Source organism: Prosthecobacter dejongeii (assembly GCF_014203045.1).
Taxonomy (GTDB): Bacteria; Verrucomicrobiota; Verrucomicrobiia; order Verrucomicrobiales; family Verrucomicrobiaceae; genus Prosthecobacter; species Prosthecobacter dejongeii.
In genome coordinates, this window is sequence record NZ_JACHIF010000002.1 from 1 (window position 1) to 18,720 (window position 18,720).

Here is an 18,720-nt window from a genome sequence, read left to right on the forward strand (position 1 = left end):
CTGGGCGCTATCCTGACAGGTGTGTTTGCTGATGAGAAAGCCAACTCCATCGTGGCAGGTCTGAAAGAAGGACTGCTGATGAATCAGTTGAAGGCCGTCGCCCTGACAATCCTCTGGAGCGTGGCTGCAACCGTGGTGATCACCATCATTGTGAAGCTGCTGGTAGGCCTTCGCCCAACGCCTGAAGTTGAGCAGATCGGTCTGGATCTGGCTGAGCACGGTGAGGCAGGTTACGAGCACTAAGATTTCGCAGGCATGCCCTGCGTGAGAGAAGCCGGAGCGTGAAAGCGCTCCGGCTTTTTTGTGCTCATTCAAAAGGAAAATACAAAGTGTTTGCTTACATGCTTGCCGATCCAGGTAAATGCTGGCTCAGATAATAGCTATCATGCTTTTCCCGGATGTTACTGCAGCAGCCTCCCGCCTTTGCTTAGCCTGTGGCATGTGCTGCAACGGGGTTTTATTCCACATCGTTCGCCTGCAGCAGGTGGATTCGGTGAAGCGGCTAGAGTCACTGGGGCTGAAGATCAATCGGAAGAAAAAAGAGCCGTATTTTAATCAGCCCTGCCGGTTTCTTGAGGACTGTACCTGCCAGATTTACAACGACAGGCCATCGCGATGCCGTTTGTTTGAGTGTCAGCAAATCAAGAAATTGAGTTCGGAAGAGACCTCAGAAAATCAAGCTCTCGAAATCATAGCGCTAGCGAAATCGAAAGTGGCACGGGTGGAACACCTTCTGCATGAATGTGGAAATGAAACACATGGGCGCCCATTGTTGGAGCGATGCCAGGAAGGCGTGACAAAAACTGGCGGAGTTGCGAAACGTGAACTGTGCGAAGCCGCACAAGAGCTGCACGATTTTTTGAATGTTCATTTCCGGATTGAACCCACGGAGTTAACTCTTGGCTGAGAGCAGGATTGCATCTTGGCTCAATTAGCGGCAGAAAGTTAGGTTCTATGCAATCCGTCGCCTTGGTGTTTTTTCTTTTGGGCCTGCTTTTCACTGGGGTGTTAGGCACTGAGACGCGGCTGCTTTTTTTCTGGCCAGGGGCTGCTTTGCTGGGGCTGGCTGGGCTAGTGGCAACCCTGCGTTGGCGCTTGCGGGTGCTCTTTCCACCAAGTGATATTTGTCTGGCAACAAGTGTTTTATTCACGGGCTATGTAGCGAGCCGGGCTTGGTTATCGCCAGTGGCTGCCTATGCGCGGGAGGACTTGTTTATTCTGGCGGGAGCATGGGTGGTTTATATGCTCACGGTCACAGCCGCCAGTCATCCGCGCTGGCGGGTCGCTATTTTTGCGGTGTTGCTCACTTTGGTGCTTGGGAACTTGGTCGTGGGCTTTATCCACCTTTCAGGAAATTGGCAGTTTCATGTGGTGCCGTTTTTTCTGCGGTCGGCCACGGAGGGCCGGATTGGCGGTTTCTTTGCAAATCCAAATCACCTCGGCGCTTTCTTTTCGATGGTGCTTTTTTTAGCGGCTGGGTTTCTCTGCTTTGGTCGAGGGGGAGCGGCTTTAAAAATGTGCCTTGGGTTTCTGATCATTTCGATGATGATCGGTGTAGCTCTGACAGCTAGCCGTGGAGCTCTGACGGGCTTGGCTATAGGGGCCGCTCTATTTTCACTGCTGGCTCTGGGGATCGTCTGGCAGACGCAACGTCATTTGTTCTGGAGTTTGTTAGGTGGTGGGTTGGTTGTAAGTGTTTTAGGAGGAGCTGTTTTATGGAAGGTGAACGAAGAGTATCTGCGAGGACGTGAGATCACCAGCCCCATGGCAAATGATGTGCGGTTGGAAATCTGGCAGGCGGCTTTGGCACAGCATGCGCAATCCCCCTGGGTGGGCGCGGGCAGTCGAATGTTTTATGATGGCAGTGTGCAATATCGTTCTGAGAAGCTGCCCGCGTATGCAGGGGAGGCGCTTTTTGCCCACAATGAATACCTTCAAATGTTGGCCGACTATGGCTGGGTTGGTCTTGTTCTTCTCGTACTGGTGATCATGGCTCACGCCTGGAATGGCTTGGCATTTATCGGTTGGTTTACCCGTCATCGTTTCCTTCAAACGGGGCGCCTGATGAGCAATCACCTAGCTTTTTGTTTAGGTGCTCTGGCTGCGCTGACGGCGATGCTCGTGCATGCGATTTTTGAATTTCAATTTCATGTTGCAGCCCCCACGCTCACGGCGGCATTGCTTTTGGGATTGTTGGCCAATCCTGGATTTGAAGGGAGTGAACGTCGTTCTTTGCGGTTACCGCCTGTTCGGCTGATGACAAAGATCCTGTTAGGGCTAGCATCTGTTCTGTTAATCACAGGCCCTTGGTTTTATGGCTTGAGTGATTATCACGTCGCGAAAGCCCAAATAGCGGAGGCACAGAAGGATGCCTTTGAGCAATCCCAGGAGCTCAATGCAGCGGTGGATAAAGACCCCATGAATCCAGAGGCTCGCTATCTGCGGGGGCTATCTTTATTGGGCAAACTGCGTGCTGATCAGCGAACGCCCAATCACCCAGTTCTAAAACGTGCTACCGAAGATCTGGCGCAGGCAGTGAAGCTGAATCCACACCACTACCTATATGCTCTAGCTTTGGCTGATGCCTATGATGCACAGAGCCGTCATCAAGAAGCCTTAGAACAACTGCATCGAGCATTAATCTTGGCTCCTTTGCATGAAGAATCCCGCATGGCGTTGGCGGTGCATTGGCATCGTTTAGGCCAGTTTGAAAAGGCCGAGGCCGCTTATCTCTGGGCTGGTGAGGCTAAAGCGATGAATGAAGAAGGCTCAAGCCGTTGGATTGATAATTATCGCCTGCTTCTCCAGCATGTGGCTTTGATTCGGCAATCTCCTCCCAGTAATTAATGAAGCTTAACTTCAAAGTTAGTTTGAAGCGCCTTTTGTTAGGTTTGGTCTTCATCTTGTTCCTTATCATGGGCCTCATTTTCGCCAGCGATCAGTGGGTGAGGTATGAAGGTGAGGGGAGGTGCTATGATGATGTGGCCAAATTGCCTGCTGCGGAAGTTGTTCTGGTTTTAGGGTGCTCCCCCAGGATTGCTGGCCAGGAAAATTTGTTTTATCGCTATCGTATTGAAGCGGCTATTGAGCTCTACAAGGCAGATAAAGTGAAAGCGTTTATCGTCAGTGGGGACAATGGCACTCATCAATACGACGAACCCACAGCGATGAAGGAATCTCTCATCGCGGGAGGTGTGCCAGAGCATGACATTTACTGTGACTATGCAGGATTTCGCACTCTCGACTCAGTGGTGCGAGCCAAAGCCATTTTCGACCAGAAAAAGTTCATAGTGGTTTCTCAACGCTTTCATAATGAACGAGCCGTCTTTTTGGCGCTCCATCACGACCTGGATGCCGTGGGATTCAATGCCAAAGATGTTTCTCGCTCTGTAGGTTTGATGACTCACCTGCGCGAGTATCTGGCCCGTGTGAATGCTGTGCTGGATGTCACTTTGTTGCAAACGGAACCAAAGTTCTACGGGCCGAAGGTGAGTATCTCCCGATAAAAAGTGAGCTTACTTTTTCTTCGCTCTCTGGGTTTCAAAGGTCCAGGCTTTATCTGGATTCATGCGGGCTAGATCTTCGGCCGTGGGTTGCCCGCCGAACTGTTTCCAGTATTCCTCAGCAAAGGGATTCAGCTTTGGACCTTTGGCTGTTTCATTGAGATCAATCTGGCCTTTGAGAGAGTCCCACCATTGGTCGTAACTGGCCAGCATCGAGTTGACGATCTCAGGTTTCTCTGCTGCAAGGTTGCGTGTTTGAGAGGGATCTGCCCGGAGGTCAAAAAGCTGCCAACCTGCGGTAGGGGTTTCCGCTTTAGGGCGTTGTGGACGTGGGCCTTCGCTGACGAGCTGATACTGCGGAGTACGAATGCTGGCGTTGCGGTTTTTGGCCGCATGATAGTCCGTTCCTTTCTGCCAGCGGCCCACATGGCTAAAGAGGGTGCGCTCAGGCCACTCGGCTTTTGGATTTTCCAGCAAAGGTAGCAGGTTACGCCCTTCCGCCTGCATTTCAGTTGTTGGATTCAGGCTGGCTCCAGCAAGGCTGGCCCAGGTGCGAAAGACATCCACATGAGCCGTGAGTGCCGTGCATTCAGCCTCTTGGATCTTGCCCGGCCAGCGCCAAAAGGACATGGCGCGAGTGCCACCACGCCAGGGGGTGCCTTTCGCGCCTCTCATGTCCGCATTGTAAACTTTGACACCGGCAGTGCCGCCGTTGTCATTCATGAAAACGACCAATGTATTTTGGGCGATGCCCCACTCATCCAACTTAGCGATGAGACGACCGACGTTTTCATCAATGTTATGAATCATGCCAAAAAAACTCGCCGCGTCATCATCAGGCACCTTGCCAGCGTAGAGGGCTTTGTCTTCGGGGCGCGCGATGTAGGGGCTGTGAGGCGCATTGGTGGCGATGTGGCAGTAGAACGGCTGCTTGCCTTTGACACTCGCCATCCATTGCGAAGCTTGAGCGAAAAAGACATCGGTGCAGTAGCCTTTGGTTTTGACGAACTTATCGTTATGCAAAATAGCGGGGTCAAAGTAGGTGTTGCCAGGGGCATCCCCACAGCTGCCAGGGTAACTCTGGCCGATACCACCGCCGCCATGGATGAACTGTTCATCAAAACCACGGGCACGAGGGCGGTATTCAGGTTCATCCCCCAGGTGCCATTTGCCGAAAATGCCGGTGGTGTAGCCGGCCGTTTTTAGAACTTGAGCAATGGTGGTCGCCTTGGGGTCTAGACGTTCCCTCTCCAGGATGGTGTGAGTGATGCCATTTCTAAACTCATGCCGACCTGTCAGGAGTGCGCTGCGAGTGGGGGCGCAGGTAGGGCTAACGATGAAATCTGAAAAACGCACACTTTCACTGCGCAGTTGATCCAGGTGGGGTGTTTTAAGGATGGGGTTACCGTGCGCTGAGAGGTCCCCATAGCCTTGGTCGTCGGTGAGGATGAAGACAATGTTAGGTCGTGTTCCCGCCAGATCGGCAAAGACCAGGGAGCTTAAGCTAAGGAGGCAAAAGAGAATGCAGCGGATCATGACATCCGCTGAAACGATACGACGATCACAAAGATTGCGCGAAAGTGCCGACCTAGCTCAGTCTTCCCAGACCTTGAGGAGTTCCACCTCGAAGATCAGGGTTTCATTCGGGGCGATTTCGATGCCAGAACCTTTGCTGCCATAGCCGAGTTTTGGAGGAACGAAGAAGCGAAATTTCGCACCTTCTTTCATGAACTGCACCCCTTCTTTCCAGCCCTTGATGACACGTTTCAGTGGGAACTCGGCAGGTTCATCGCGGCGGTAAGAACTGTCAAATTCTGCCCCATTGATGAGGGTGCCGCGGTAATGGACGACCACGGTATCTTTGAGAGTCGGGCTTTTCCCGGTGCCTTCTTGAAGAACCAAATATTGCAGCCCGCTGGCAGTCGTGATGACTCCAGGTTGAGTGGCATTTTCTGCGAGGAATGCTTTGCCGAGTTCGAGAGGGGAATGGCCTGACATAGAGAAATAAAAGCGGCCTGACTGGTTTGGGCATCAGGCGTAGAGACCTCCTTTCATGCCGCGAATCTGGAAAGATTCAATGCATCCATTTTAAGTCGCTTTAAATTTGCGTGCAAACTTTGCTCCATGCTCGAATTCCACACTTTCATTACTTGGGCCCTGATCGGGTTAATCTGGCATGTCCAGATCGTCCAGTATCCTTTGTTTCTAGACGTGGGGCGTGAGGCATTCAGTCGTTACCACTGCGGGCATTGCTTGCGCATTGCCTTCGTGGTAGTCCCTTTGATGCTGTTGGAGGTGGCCTCAGCGATAGGGGTGCTTTGGCTGGGGGAGAGGGCTTCGCTTTTTCTGTTCAGCCTGCCGTGGATTGCAATGGTGTGGTTGGCCACTTTTTTGATTCAGGTGCCGATTCACGATCAACTCACGGAGTTCGGTTGGTCTGAATCCGTGATCCAAAAACTTGTCCGCACAAACTGGCTTCGCACTGTTGCCTGGACTGTGCGTGGTTTGCTCTTGGCCTGGATTTTCATCGGATAAAAAAGCCCGATTGCGAGGACGCAATCGGGCTTGGATTTTTGGGTTCTAAAATGGTTGGAATTTACCGAGCAATCCACTGGACACCGTCCAAAACCACATAGCCATCGGTGCCTGCGGTTGTGACATTGACTTCCGCCTCAGCATTAAAATCAAAGGTTCCTAAAGACATACCCAGCCCATCGAAGGCTCCGTCTTTTTTCTCGTTCACGGTGACCTTGGTTTCACCGGCGGCGTGCTTCACTGTAACAGGAACATTGCTTGCACGGTTGTTGTTAGGCGCGTAGGCGAAGATTACTTCATAGCGTCCGGCCTTTGGCAGCTTGGCACGGAAGGAGGCGGTGTTTTCGCCTTTGGTGCTGTTGCCATCGTGGCTGTAGCCATTGCCAATGAATTTCTTGGCTGCGCCACTTTCCTGCCAGTGACCCATTTTAATGGCTTGTTCATCATCCACGACGACGCCCTTCATACCCTGAGGATCAAGGCCGCGAGCGCTTTTAGGGGCAGTGTATTCGAGAATTTGGCCATCCTTGAGCAACTGCTCCCGCAGTTTGGCATAGGGCACTTTTTGGACAGGTAGGTCTCCGTCAATGGCTAGCACAGCAGCGCTGGCGGCGGACTGACCCAGAATCATAAACACAGGCTCCATGCGGATGGAGCCATAGGCGATGTGGCTGGCGGACATGGCCACTGGCACGAGGAGATTGGATCCCTGACCTTCTTTCGGCACCAAGGAGCCGTAAGCGATCTCGTAGGGGCCATTGGTGCTCACACCGATGTCACCTTCGTTCTGCACGTAGCCTTCAGCGGTGATGTGGCGCTGAACATTGTGGCTATCAATGGTGTAGCTCCCCATGCCGACAGATTCAGGAGTGGGCTTCAACTTGCGCAGCTCGTTTTCGGTCATCACAAAGTGGCCGATCATGCGGCGGGCTTCACGGATGTAGAGCTGGTGGGACCAGTTGCCATTATCCGTGAACTCATCTTTGGGTAGGCCCCAGGTATTCAGTTCCTTTTGCAATTCTTTTGGCACTCGAGGATCATTGGCGACAAACCAAAGCAGACCTTGCTGATACGTGCGGTGCTCAGCGATGATCTCACGGCGGCGCTCGTAGTTGGCCTCAGGATAGTCATAGTTGTAACCGATGTTATCAAAGCTGAAGGGGCCGTGGTTATTTGTATCTGTCTTGTGGTTAGGGATGGGATCAAACTTTTCAAAGAACTCCCCCCAGCCGGTGTTTAGCACGCGCAGGAGCAGTTCATACTGGTTGGCATCATAGCCTTCGGGTTTGGGGAAGGGGATGCGGTTGGCTGGATCATTGGTATAACAGGCACGGAAGCAGTAAGCTTGCACGCGTTTATCACCCTCGCCTTTGACGCCTGGAGCCTCCGTGCTGATGCGGGCCAATACTCCGCTTTTGGGATCACCAGGGATTTTATACGGGCTGATGGGTTCCTTCACCGCGCCGAAGTGGTGGCGGTGATGCAGAACGCCCACCTGGATGCCATTGTGTTCTTCACCATAGACGCTGTTAGCCTCGCGACCTACGTGGTAGTCAGCGCCTGCTGCGGCCATGAGGTCGCCCTCATAGGTGGTATCTATGAACATCTTGCCTGCATAGGTATTGCCATCCAGCGTGGTAATGGAGACGATCTTGTCGCCTTCCTTTTTCACGCCTTTGGCGCGGTCCAGCCAGGCATCGCGCACGACCGTTATGTTTTGTTCTTTGATCCAGGCTTCAAAGATCTTTTCCGCCGCGCTCGGTTCAAAGATCCACATCGTGCGGTTCTCGCCATCCATGGCCGGGGTGCCCTGGCCTTTATTGCCATACTCGCTTTTCTTCTGCTGCACCCAGGATTCGTCCTTCTGATAGTGCATGTAAATGCGATGATAAAACTCGCGGGAAAGGCCACCGATGACCGCCTTGTTACCCGTATCAGTGAAACCCAGGCCCCCACTGCTGAGGCCGCCGAGATGTTTGTCTGGGCTGACGATGATGACGGATTTGCCCATCTTTTTCACCTGCACAGCTGAGGTGATGGCGGCGCAAGTGCCGCCGTAGATCACGACATCGTGCTCCGAGGTAGCCGCTTGGGCAGCGAGATGGAGGGACAAAAGGGCGAAGAGGCAGGTTGGGACTCTCATGAGGGGTGTAATCGGCCAGAAGCAGCCGCTTTGTCAACCTTACGGGATACTTTGCCGTCAGCCTTTCGTAGGCTTTAGAAAAAAGGAGAAGAAAGCCTTTAGCAGCACGATGAAAATGAAGGTTTCAAACGCATACACGGCCCACATGGGCGTGGTTGGAGCTGACTTGGCAGGCGGTGTCTGGAAAATCTCCTCAGCCCCAAAGCCTGTGTCATAGAGATAGTCAGGCTCTGTCTGGCTAAACGGCACCTGCATGCGCAAATCTCCCTGCTCGTAGGTGGCCTGGATCGTCGCCAATTCACCCCACTGGGGAAAGCCCGTGAATTCCATCCAGACGTTGGCGATGATTTCAGGCCAGGGCAAAATAAACGTCACATCCACAGCCCGTTCGACCTCACGCACATCTACGCTTTCTGCCGAGGGCCAGAGCGGTTCAAGCTGGGCGATGCCTCCTAGCTTGGCCGTTTTTTCATTGAGCCGTAGCAGCAGATGGTCGCGAAGAAAAAGTGTGAGTTCGGGTTTCGCAGCCTCCAGTTCCGAAGCTGTTAGACGAAGATCCTCATCCGTATCCAGCTTCACCATTTTCCCGAGCATGAACAGATTTAAAGTGAAGCGGAACTCTAACTTATTCTTCTCCACCTTCACCTTTAGAGGTGTGACATCGGCAGGATGGGCCTGCGATGTCAGGGGTAGGCATAAAACGAGCAGAGGCAAAAGCCACTTCATGGGGGCATCTTGGGACATTCCACTCCGAAATGAAAGGCCCGTGATCACCCTTTCGTTGATCCTTGCATCTTTATGCGCCTTGTCACCACGCTGTTTCTTTTGTCTCTCACCACCGCCCTGGCTGACTGGCCTCAATGGCGGGGTCCTTCCCGCGATGGTGTTTCTACCGATACCACGCCGATTGCGGAAACCTTCCCCGAAGCTGGCCTGACCAAAGTGTGGGAAAGTGACTTCATTCCTAGCGATCACCTCGGCGGTCACGGGAGTCCCGTCATTGCTGGGGAGCAGGCCTTTATTTCCGTGGTCTGGCATGACAAGGTGTCTTCCGAGAAGCGTGAGATTGATAGTGAGGTCATGCAGCAGATGAACTACCGCGGTGTCTCGCCTGAACTGATGAAGAAAATGGAAGCGGATCGCCTTTCCATGCCTGCCATGCGTGGCTCCAAACTGGACGAATGGCTGATAGCTTGGCGCAAGGAAAACCTCACGCCTAAAGAAGACGTGAGTCTAGGGAAATGGGCCGAGTCACGCTTCAAGGCCGGGAAGAGCGCGCTCCCTTTGGAAGAACTAAGCCGGGTGGCTAAGCGTGAAGGAAAACCTTTCTCCGATGTGGATGAACTCAAGCAGTGGATGGAAGACGAAAAATTCTCTCAAGCTGTCAAAGACAAGCTGATGACTGCTGTGCCAAATACGATCAAGGTGGCAAAGGACGTGGTTGTCTTCCTGGACTTGAACACAGGCAAGCAAGTTTGGAAGTTTGAGGTGGAGGGAAAGCCCACCGGACGCAGCTCCAGCAGCACCGCAGCTGTGGTTGATGAAAAAGTGTATGCCGCAGGTAGCACGCATCTTTATTGCCTGAACCAAAAGGATGGCCAAATGATCTGGAAAGCTGCGCTGCCAGCGGGTGGACCTGCCGCGTCTCCGTTAGTCATCGGCGACAGTGTTTACATGGCCGCAGGGCGTGCCCAGGCCTTTTCCACAAAAGATGGCCAACTGCTGTGGGAGCAAAAGGAAGCTAAAGGTAATACAGGCAGCCCTACGCTGTGGACACCAACTTCAGGGGCGCCTGTGCTGCTGATCGTCGGGGCCAATGCGGTGTATGGTCTTTCACCAGCGGATGGCAAGGTTCTGTGGACGGCGGAAGGCGGTGGCCAGTCCACTCCAGTGACACAGGGAGATTGGCTGGTCGTTTACAGTGGTGCCAAGGATGTGGGATTGCGCGCTTACCAATACGTGAAGGATGCTGCGCCCAAGGCGGTGTGGTCGCACTTTTGGGTAACGATGCGATACAGCGGTAGCCCCATCATCCATGAAAATCACGTGTACCTCACCTGCGGGGGGAAGCACCAGTGTGTGGAGCTGGCCACTGGCAAAGTGACATGGCTGGAAAACGAAGTGAACAGCACTATTACCTCACCCATCATAGCGGATGGCAAACTCCTCGTTTATGAAAATAACGGCACGCATTTACGCATCGTCAAAGCTCAACCTGGTGCCTACCAACAGCTAGCCCGGGCGAAAGTGGAGGGGATGGGCTGCTCTTCCCCCGCCCTGAGTCATGGCAAGCTTATTGTTAGGCAACGCGAGAAGTTGGTTTGCTTTGATCTACGCCCCCAGAAATGAAAGTGAACCACTCAAGAGCTGAAGAGATGTGGGAAAAAAGAACTCAAAAATTGTCTCGTTCGTGGTTGGGCCTGTATGCTTTTTTTGCGTTTATTTCCCTGGGATGGGCGGATGAAAAAGCGCCAAATTCATTGACCTTGCTTGTCGCTGAGCGTTTGTCTTGGATGGATGAAGTGGCAGAGGTGAAGCGTGCCAAAGCTGCACCTATTTCGGATCCAGTGCGTGAGGAGGTGCTACTTCAGGCGATGGAAAAGCAGGGGAAGGAGGCTGGCCTACCACCGGAGCGTGTGCGGCAGTTCTTTGCCTGCCAGATCCTGGCCGCCAAGGCCTTTCAGGAGGACTGGCTGTCACGCCCCAAGCCTGAATCCTGGAGGGACCGACCCTTGCCAGATCTGACCACGGAAGTGCGGCCGCGTTTGGATGACATCGGCCATAGAATGATCGCTGCACTCGTTCACAGTCGACAGTCTGGGGATGCAGGCCTCATTGTTCGTCACACCCGTGATGCGTTGCAGCAGCAGGGGTATGCGGAGGTCGTCATTGACTACGTCATTCAAGGGGTGAAAGCAGGCCTCTCCCCCTAACAAAAAATGCCGGACAAGGAGATTCCTCGTCCGGCATTGTGTGGAAGGTTCTTTTAGAACGTGTGAATGAAGAGGCCTGAGCGAAGCTTCGGCTCAAACCACGTGCTCTTTGGCGGCATGATCTGGGTGGCGTCGGAGATCGCCATGAGCTGATCCACCGTCACAGGATACATGCTGAAGGCCACAGCGTGGTCCCCACCATCCACCAGTTTTTCCAATTCAGCTGTGCCGCGGATCCCGCCGATGAAGTCAATGCGCTTGCTGGTACGCGGGTCATCAATGCCGAGGAGAGGTTTTAGAAGATTGTCTTGCAGGATGCTGACATCCAATTGGTCAATCGGGCTAGCCTCCGCATCCGCCTTCCATTCCAAGTCATACCACTGGCCTGCTAGATACATGCTGGCATGTCCAGGCTTGGTCGGGGATTTGACATCGGTTTTAGAGACTTTGAAAATCTTACCCACTTGAGCTAAAAAGCTGTCGTGATCATGACCATTCAGGTCTTTCACGGCGCGATTGTAGGGCAGGATGTTCAGCTCATTTCCCGGGAACAGCACGCAGAGGAACCAGTTATAATCTTCCGTCCCATTGTGTTCAGGGTTGGAGGCCTTGCGCTGCTTGCTTACGCGGAAAGCGCTCGCGGCGCGATGGTGGCCATCTGCCACATAAGCGGCGGGGACTTGATGCGAAAACAGCTTCTCAATGTCTGCCGATGTGCCCACGGGCAGACGCCAGACTTGATGACGTACACCATCTGGTGCGGTGAAATCATGCACAGGATCATTGCTGAGACGGAAATCATTGACGATCATGTCAATCGCTGGGACACCGCGATAGGTCAGGAAGATAGGCCCCGTATTGGCACTCAATGAGTCCACAAGGCGGGTTCGGTCATCTTCTTTATCCTGGCGGGTCTTCTCGTGCTTTTTGATGACGTCGTTTTCGTAATCTTCAGTGTGGCAGACGCCGACGAGTCCGGTCTGGCTGTGCTCGCCGATGGTCTGACGATACAGATAAAGGCTGGGAGCCGTTTCCCGTACTAAAGCGCCTTCAGCTTGCAGTTTTTCAAAGTTTTCGCGGGCTTTGACATAGACTTCTGGGGAATAGGGATCCACCTCCAGGGGGAGATCAATCTCTGCTCGGTCCACGTGGAGGAGGTTCAGCGGCTTGTCATGAGCGAGGGCATAGGACTCCTCACGATTGACAACATCGTAAGGCACCGCCGCAACATCAGCGGCGTGTTCTGGGGCTGGTACGAGACCTTGGAATGAACGAAAGCGCATGGGACGGGCACCCTTGGCGGGGTGAGGGGAGGCGTCAAGCGACGCCGTGGACGTTTTGAGCTTTCGGAAAATGTGTCAATCTGAGGAATGTTTTCTGTAAACGGGTTGGCGGATCATGAATCACTGCTATCCATCAGCCGTCGGCTTGAGGTTGACAATTTGAGGTGCCTCAAGCGCAATGGCGACCCCATGTTTGATGAGATGATCTATTTTGGATGAAGATGAATGGTGATAAAGAACGCCCAATGCTGAAGTTTTTCTGATGAGTCTAGGCCGACATCTCCTTCGCGGTTCCGGTGCCAATTTGCTGGATCACATGGTCAAGATCGTGGTGGTTTTTTACACCGCTCCTTTGATGCTGCAATGCCTGACGGATGATGGCTACGGCTCGTGGCTTTTGGCCATGAATGTCATCAGTTTCTTTCTTCTACTCGACCTTGGCGTCACGCTGGCGAGCACACGGTACTTCGCGATGGCGGTGGGTTCAGGGGATGAATCTCGGGAAGGAGCTGTATTGTCGGTATCGCGACACTTTTTTCAGGTCATCGGTATTTCGATCTTCGTCTGCACGATGGCGTCGCTGCCTCTCATGCCGTGGCTAGCTTCGCATGCCTTTTCCCCACTGGAGGTGACCATGCCTCTGGCGGTGTGTGGCACCACGACGGCTCTGCGATTTATTTTCCGGATGCCGATGGTCCTGCTACGTGCCCACGTGCGCTATGACTTGCTAGCCTGGTGCTCCATCGGGAGGTCTCTTTTCCAGGTGGTGATGATGACGGTGGCTTTACGTTCGGGATTCGGTCTTATTGGCGCGGCGGTGGCGCATGGTTCAGGGGACTGCCTTGAACTGGGGTTGCAGACTTTGATGGCCCGCCGTCTCAAGCGCCCGAGTGTGGAAGGTTTGCCGCATGAGTTGACGCAAAAAACGCGACGTGAGCTCTTCAGTTACTGCAACTCCCTGTTGTTACTGAATGTGGGGGAGAGTTTTCGTATTCAGGTGAATCCCTTCCTGATCAGCAAGATGAGTGGCTTGGCTGAGGTGCCGGTTTATTCGATCGGCATGAGGTTGATCACGATTCTCGAAGATGTGGTCAATGCGCTTTTCGGGGGACAAGTTTTGGCGGCTTTTAGCCAACTGCATGGGGCCGATAATCAAGAGGCCCTGCGTGATCAATTCCGGAAGGTCACGCGTTTAACGGTGATTTTTTCCGCGTGGGCTGTAGGTGGCTTGGCGTTTTTCGGAGAAGCTTTTTTCAAACGCTGGATGGGGGCCGATTTTGGTCGTGCGCATGATGTCATGTTGATTCTGGCTTTTCCGTATGGGTTGCGTTTCATGCAGTACCCCGCGCACAGTCTGCTCTACACACTTAATAAACAGCGCTGGCTGGTGTGGGCGAATTTCCTCGGGGGCGTGGTGACCGTCATTTGCGCGCTGATTTTAGGTCCGATCTGGGGCGTTCGTGGTGTGGTGATGGGCACAGCGTTGGAAATGTGTGTCTTTTATCTTTTAGTGATGCCGTGGCTCATTCGTGATTATGCGAAGTTGAATCCCTTGTATTATCTCTTTGGCATGGTTTTGGGGCCGATGTTGCTTTCTCTGATCTTACCCAGCATTTACGCATGGTGGGCGCTCAGCTGGCTGACGCCTGATTATGGTGAATTGTTCTTTTGCAGTGTCGGCTACACGCTGGTGTTTGCCGTGACCGTGCCATGGTTAGCCTTCGATGCTACAACACGACAAACTCTCTGGAGGAAGCTGCTGAAGCGGGCACCCTCTGTGTAAGCCTGCAATAGTGAATTCACATCTTTCTATTCAGGTCGAATTGATGGGGCGTGTGAGGAAATGAGTGAGGTTTTTATGAGGAATTTAGCCTTTAAAATGCTAGATATTCGTTGATAACGTTGAGTCTATTCTTCAGTCGCTTTCAGTCTTAAGGTCTCATGAAATCCCGGCATCCCAGATTCACGCGTGCATTTTATGGAGAAGGTGTGATTGCGCTCTGTCAAAAGTACATGCATTAGCAGTGAAAAGAGTGATTCATGAACCCTCCAGTTTCGACCAGCCGATTTCCCTGTTGAACACGGGGTTTAATCAGTGGGCGGGATTGCCTGGGTGGATGATGAAGGATTTGAAATCGGTCGAGAGAGTCCTGTAGTTTATGGGAAACCTGTCCAAAGTACTTCTGGTTTCTCATAATTTCCCGCCGACGGCGGGGCCGGAATCGAGCTTGGTGAAAATGAATGCCGAGTTTCTGCATCGGTCGGGCCTCCAGGTGCGTGTTCTTACCACTACGCAAGCTCATGCGACGCAGGCTATGGATGCATCTCTTTTGCGTGGCTTACCCGGTGAGATCCTGATTGACCGTGTGCCGAGTCCAGAAGCCGTGGTGATGGAAAGGTCTCCTCACTGGGGACGTTTGGCGGTCTTGGGGACGGGGCGGTTTATTTTGCCGGAGGTTTATTTACCGTGGATGTTTCCTGCGACGGTTAGGGCAAAGTCCATCGTCAAAGAATGGCGGCCTGATGTGATCTATTCCAGAGCTTCTAAGCATGTGAGCAATGTGGTGGGGTGGCGTCTGAAAAGAGCGACTGGCCTACCCTGGGTGGCTCATTTTAGCGATCCCTGGATCAGTGCTGGATTACGCTACAAAACTCTCCAGCGCATGATTGGTCTGTACTTTGAACGTAAGATTCTGCGTGATGCGGATGCTTTGGTTTTCGTCGCCCCGCAGACAGCCGAATGTGTGCTGAGTAAATATCCGCAGGAGTGGCGGCAGCGGGTTCACATCATCCCGCATGGTTATGAGCCGCAGGCTGCGGGAGTGGGCCAATTAGACTCCCCGGGGGGAATGAGGCGTGCTCTCAAAGTGATTCATGCGGGGGCCTTTTATCCAAATTTGCGTACGCCGGATGCTTTGATCGAGGCGCTTCGTCGTTTGGGCCGGACTCAATCTTTGGCGGGACGTTTGGAGATCACCTGTATCGGTGTAGATACCACGTGTTTCCAGCCTCAGGTGGATGCAGCAGGGGTGGGCGATGTGCTGAAACTCCAAGGTGGCGTGCCTTTTGATGAATGTCAGCGGCAAATTGCGAGCAGTGACCTCACCCTGATCATTGATATGCCCGGCCATGGTGGCGTCTTTTTGCCAACGAAGTTGATCGAAGCCTTTGCGTATGATCATCCTGTTTTGGGATTGGCGGAGAAAAAAAGTGCTGTCGCGGATGTCCTTCGTGAGACCCATTTGCATTGGGCTGATTCGAAGGATCCAGACCACATCGCACGGTGTCTGGCCCAGTTGCTAGAGGCGTGGGAGTCTGGACGTTGGGGGCTGACAGCGGCTCAACGACAGGGCATGGATCGTTTCCATATTGATCGTATCAACCAGCCCTTGCTCGGCATCCTGAGAAAGGTAACGGAGGCTGGATATCGCGCCTAGAAATGCCATGAATACCCTTCCTGGAGTCACGGTCATCATCACCGCGTATAACTATGGGCGCTATCTGGGCGATGCGATCTCCTCGGCTTTAGCACAGACTTATCCCGCACTTGAAGTGCTGGTCATTGACGATGGATCCACCGACAACACGCCGGAAGTCGCGGCTGCTTTCGGGGACCGTATCCGTTATGTGAGGCAGGCCAATGCAGGGGTGTCACGCACACGCAATGCGGGGCTGACTTTAGCCTCCCATGAATGGGTGGTGTTTTTAGATGCAGATGATGCTCTTTTTCCCTGGATGGTGGAAGTGGCTGTGCAGGCAGCTTTAAATGAGCGGGAAGCGCCTGCCGTGGTGATGGGGGAGTGGGTGGAATGGAGGGAAGGTGCTGAATCTGCCGAAGACTACACTCAAAAAGCCAGTTCACAGGTTAGCCTGGTGAATGTGCGCATGTTGATTCTGCGCAATACCCTCGCGCCTACAGCGCTGTTGCGTAAAAGTGTGTTGCTGGAATTGGGTGGGTACGATGCCTCTGTCGGTGGTGCTGAGGATCGGGATATGTGGATCCGCATCGCGGCCCGTTATCATTTCATTTTATTGGATCAGGTTTTCTATCGTTTCCGGTTAGGCGCGACCAGTCTATCTCATCAGCCGCAAAAGCAGGAGATCGTAACTCAACGAGTTTTGGAGAAAGCGAGAAATAATCCAGACATCACCCAGCCATTCTGGGTGTGGCGTGAATCTGCCGCCGTGCAGCTTTATCAAAGCGCGATGAACTACTCCATGGCAGGGCTGCATGGTAAAGCGTTGGCTTTAGTCTTGCAGTCTGTCTGGCTGTGGCCCTGGTTGAGTGGAGATCACCGTCCAGCCTGGCCATCTTTAGCACGGCTGCGTTTTCTCATACGCCATCTTCAATTTTCGTTGTTGGGCCGTCAAACCAAAGCCGTCCGTTGAAATGATTTTAGACAGGTTATCAAAAAGAGGGGCCGATTGAAAAAGCGGACGCGGGCGGATGTGTGGCAAGGCAAAAGCGCAGTCTGCTATCTTCATGAAAATAGCCAAGTCCCGCTTGCGGTGAATGCCCATCGTCCCGACCCCAGCGCCGCTTTTCGGACTCTCTTTTGAAACCGGCCTAGAATCAAGTTTTGGCGTAGAAGCCGCTAAGCATTCTCTCCGATGGAAGGTTTGCATTTAAAAATCTACGTATAGAGTGAACCATGGCTTTAAAACGAGAAACAGATGCTCTCAATCATAGCTGCTACCTCGGAAAAGAGGTGGCGGAACGATGGGCAAAAAAGCAGTACGTCATGCCGGAGGAGCAAGCCTTTCTCAATGACTTTGGCCAGGAAATAAAAGGTGCTAAAATTCTGGATATCGGTATCGGAGGTGGTCGCTCCACTCGCTTCTTATTGCCTTTGGCCAGTGAATACGTGGGGGTGGATTATTCTCCAGACATGATCGAGATCGCTGGGGCTTGCTTTCCAGGGGCTAGGCTGGAGGTGAGGGATGCGCGAGATCTTTCTGCTTATGCAGACGGGGAGTTCGATTTTGTGTTATTTTCATTCAATGGCATCGACTGCCTGGCCCACGAGGGGCGCATGCAGACGCTGAAGGAGATGTACCGCGTCTTGAAACCGGGGGGATTGTTTGCTCTTTCCAGCCATAACCGTCAGCAACCCAAAGCAAATCCTTACGCACTGAAATACTTGTACCGTTCCAAACATCCAGGGCGCATGTGGAAATTTATCCTGCTTTATTTGGAAGGTATTCGCTCCTGGAAAAGAACGGCTGCATCTGCCATCGATTGTGAAGAGTATGCGCTGCGTCATGACAGTGGCAATACATTCTCAGCTCCGCATTATTACATCACCAAAAGCTCTTTGATCGCACAGGTGCAACCCCTGGGTTTGGAGTTGTTAGCCATTTATGATACGCAGGGCAGAAAGGTCACGGAGGAGGCTGAAGACTCGGTTTCTTCCTGGTTTCACTATGCCTTCCGAAAGGCGGTATAGGGAAGGCTTCTTGCATGTGGCTTCCAGACTACTGGAGCCACGTAGGAAGGTGTCAAAAAGTGGGGTTTTTTCGAGTCAAACGCATGAAAAAGTAAAGCGGCAGTGATATGTAGGTGCTGACGTTTTTTTCCTCACACGGGTAGCCCTTCTTGAATTGATTCACCTGGGATATTTGATCTTCGTTACCGAAGTAGCCAAAGTCAAAAGTCTTGATCCCAAGATCTGAAAATCGCCGCATGTCATCCCAGTAAAGGAAGCGGCTGGCGTTTCCGAGGAAGTTCCTCGTTTTGCTGTCTTCAGCATTTCGGAAATGTGAGCATGAATAAAGCAGGGTGGCGCGGTCAGCCTTTGCATCCACCATATAGGCGTGCATGGCTAGAGGGGCACCTTGGTGCATGGCTTTGGTCACGATGAGGGAGGACCAGTAAAAGTTGAGCTGCCTGGAGTCGAGTTCCTCCAACCCTTTGCTGTCAGCAAAGATATTGTAAAAGGACCTGAACGTCTCTTGGTCGCTTTCAATCTCCGAGGTCACGCCCTCCCGCTGGGCGCGGCGTATCTTGTAGCGTACGGATTCATCACAGGCGCTCAAAAGGTTGTCGGGCCCAACCTGAAGCTGAACCTCAAGCACTCGTTTTGGAAAACGCAAAAAGGCGAAATGAGGCTTTTGGCTTCGGCAGTTGTAATAGGCCGTCAGCCGCATGGCATCGTTCCATTTGGGACGTTCAGCCATCCACTGATGGGAGAGTCGAATCGCCGGGTAACGTCTAAATGGGCAGTCTATTTGGGGCACGGTTGGAGTCACGACAGTGACATCTGGTATATGAAGTGTTTTGTGGGAGATGCAAACAAAGCGATTCTCTTGACTCTACTTGCAGC

The 18,720-nt window shown here is 52.8% G+C and carries 16 protein-coding genes and 1 pseudogene; 11 read left to right on the forward strand and 6 right to left on the reverse strand.

Annotated features, from left to right (window positions below; genetic code table 11):
* From HNQ64_RS05265 to HNQ64_RS05280, 4 genes and pseudogenes are all read left to right on the forward strand, one after another.
* Nucleotides 1-243 (forward strand): annotated as a pseudogene (locus tag HNQ64_RS05265) (ammonium transporter); the annotation flags it as partial.
* Nucleotides 244-385: 142 nt separating this feature from the next.
* Nucleotides 386-907, forward strand: coding sequence for a YkgJ family cysteine cluster protein (locus HNQ64_RS05270; protein ID WP_184206181.1), 522 nt, complete (start codon nucleotides 386-388; stop codon nucleotides 905-907).
* A 47-nt stretch (nucleotides 908-954) separates the two neighbouring features.
* Nucleotides 955-2,847, forward strand: coding sequence for an O-antigen ligase family protein (locus tag HNQ64_RS05275; RefSeq protein WP_184206183.1), 1,893 nt, complete (start codon nucleotides 955-957; stop codon nucleotides 2,845-2,847).
* A complete protein-coding gene (locus tag HNQ64_RS05280) occupies nucleotides 2,847-3,506 on the forward strand; it encodes a SanA/YdcF family protein (protein WP_184206185.1) in 660 nt (219 codons plus the stop codon). The genes HNQ64_RS05275 and HNQ64_RS05280 overlap by 1 nt, the downstream gene beginning before the upstream one ends.
* 9 nt (nucleotides 3,507-3,515) lie before the next feature.
* Here HNQ64_RS05280 and HNQ64_RS05285 read toward each other — a convergent pair whose 3' ends face one another.
* Together HNQ64_RS05285 and HNQ64_RS05290 are read right to left on the reverse strand one after the other, a co-directional pair.
* Entirely contained in the window at nucleotides 3,516-5,039 is a 1,524-nt protein-coding gene (locus HNQ64_RS05285) for an arylsulfatase (protein ID WP_184206187.1), read from the reverse strand.
* Nucleotides 5,040-5,096: 57 nt separating this feature from the next.
* Entirely contained in the window at nucleotides 5,097-5,501 is a 405-nt protein-coding gene (locus HNQ64_RS05290) for an FKBP-type peptidyl-prolyl cis-trans isomerase (RefSeq protein WP_184206189.1), read from the reverse strand.
* Between the two features lie 126 nt (nucleotides 5,502-5,627).
* Here HNQ64_RS05290 and HNQ64_RS05295 point away from each other — a divergent pair, with 126 nt between their 5' ends.
* Nucleotides 5,628-6,038 carry a hypothetical protein gene (locus HNQ64_RS05295; RefSeq protein ID WP_184206191.1) on the forward strand — a complete coding sequence of 137 codons (411 nt, stop codon included), beginning with the start codon at nucleotides 5,628-5,630 and terminating at the stop codon, nucleotides 6,036-6,038.
* A 61-nt stretch (nucleotides 6,039-6,099) separates the two neighbouring features.
* Here the strand turns inward: HNQ64_RS05295 and HNQ64_RS05300 are convergent, their stop codons facing one another.
* Nucleotides 6,100-8,181 (reverse strand): FAD-dependent oxidoreductase, encoded by a 2,082-nt coding sequence (locus HNQ64_RS05300; protein ID WP_184206193.1) that lies wholly within the window; start codon nucleotides 8,179-8,181, stop codon nucleotides 6,100-6,102.
* 57 nt (nucleotides 8,182-8,238) lie between these two features.
* Nucleotides 8,239-8,907: a hypothetical protein gene (locus tag HNQ64_RS05305; protein WP_184206195.1), complete on the reverse strand. Its 669-nt coding sequence runs from the start codon at nucleotides 8,905-8,907 to the stop codon at nucleotides 8,239-8,241.
* A 72-nt stretch (nucleotides 8,908-8,979) separates the two neighbouring features.
* Here HNQ64_RS05305 and HNQ64_RS05310 point away from each other — a divergent pair, with 72 nt between their 5' ends.
* Nucleotides 8,980-10,530: a PQQ-binding-like beta-propeller repeat protein gene (locus HNQ64_RS05310; protein ID WP_184206197.1), complete on the forward strand. Its 1,551-nt coding sequence runs from the start codon at nucleotides 8,980-8,982 to the stop codon at nucleotides 10,528-10,530.
* A gap of 131 nt (nucleotides 10,531-10,661) precedes the next feature.
* Nucleotides 10,662-11,114, forward strand: a complete 453-nt coding sequence (gene aroQ, locus HNQ64_RS05315) for a gamma subclass chorismate mutase AroQ (protein ID WP_184206199.1) — start codon at nucleotides 10,662-10,664, stop codon at nucleotides 11,112-11,114.
* A gap of 53 nt (nucleotides 11,115-11,167) precedes the next feature.
* Here the strand turns inward: aroQ and HNQ64_RS05320 are convergent, their stop codons facing one another.
* Entirely contained in the window at nucleotides 11,168-12,397 is a 1,230-nt protein-coding gene (locus tag HNQ64_RS05320; protein ID WP_184206201.1) for a DUF1015 domain-containing protein, read from the reverse strand.
* A gap of 262 nt (nucleotides 12,398-12,659) precedes the next feature.
* Between HNQ64_RS05320 and HNQ64_RS05325 the strand changes: the two genes are divergently transcribed.
* The 4 genes from HNQ64_RS05325 (at nucleotide 12,660) to HNQ64_RS05340 (ending at nucleotide 17,844) form a co-directional block, all read left to right on the forward strand.
* Nucleotides 12,660-14,180: a lipopolysaccharide biosynthesis protein gene (locus HNQ64_RS05325; RefSeq protein WP_184206203.1), complete on the forward strand. Its 1,521-nt coding sequence runs from the start codon at nucleotides 12,660-12,662 to the stop codon at nucleotides 14,178-14,180.
* Between the two features lie 376 nt (nucleotides 14,181-14,556).
* Entirely contained in the window at nucleotides 14,557-15,834 is a 1,278-nt protein-coding gene (locus tag HNQ64_RS05330) for a glycosyltransferase (protein WP_184206205.1), read from the forward strand.
* A gap of 7 nt (nucleotides 15,835-15,841) precedes the next feature.
* A complete protein-coding gene (locus HNQ64_RS05335; protein WP_184206206.1) occupies nucleotides 15,842-16,786 on the forward strand; it encodes a glycosyltransferase family 2 protein in 945 nt (314 codons plus the stop codon).
* 263 nt (nucleotides 16,787-17,049) lie between these two features.
* Nucleotides 17,050-17,844: a class I SAM-dependent methyltransferase gene (locus HNQ64_RS05340; RefSeq protein WP_184206208.1), complete on the forward strand. Its 795-nt coding sequence runs from the start codon at nucleotides 17,050-17,052 to the stop codon at nucleotides 17,842-17,844.
* 52 nt (nucleotides 17,845-17,896) lie between these two features.
* Here the strand turns inward: HNQ64_RS05340 and HNQ64_RS05345 are convergent, their stop codons facing one another.
* Nucleotides 17,897-18,574, reverse strand: a complete 678-nt coding sequence (locus tag HNQ64_RS05345) for a hypothetical protein (RefSeq protein WP_184206210.1) — start codon at nucleotides 18,572-18,574, stop codon at nucleotides 17,897-17,899.
* Between the last annotated feature and the right edge of the window lie 146 nt (nucleotides 18,575-18,720).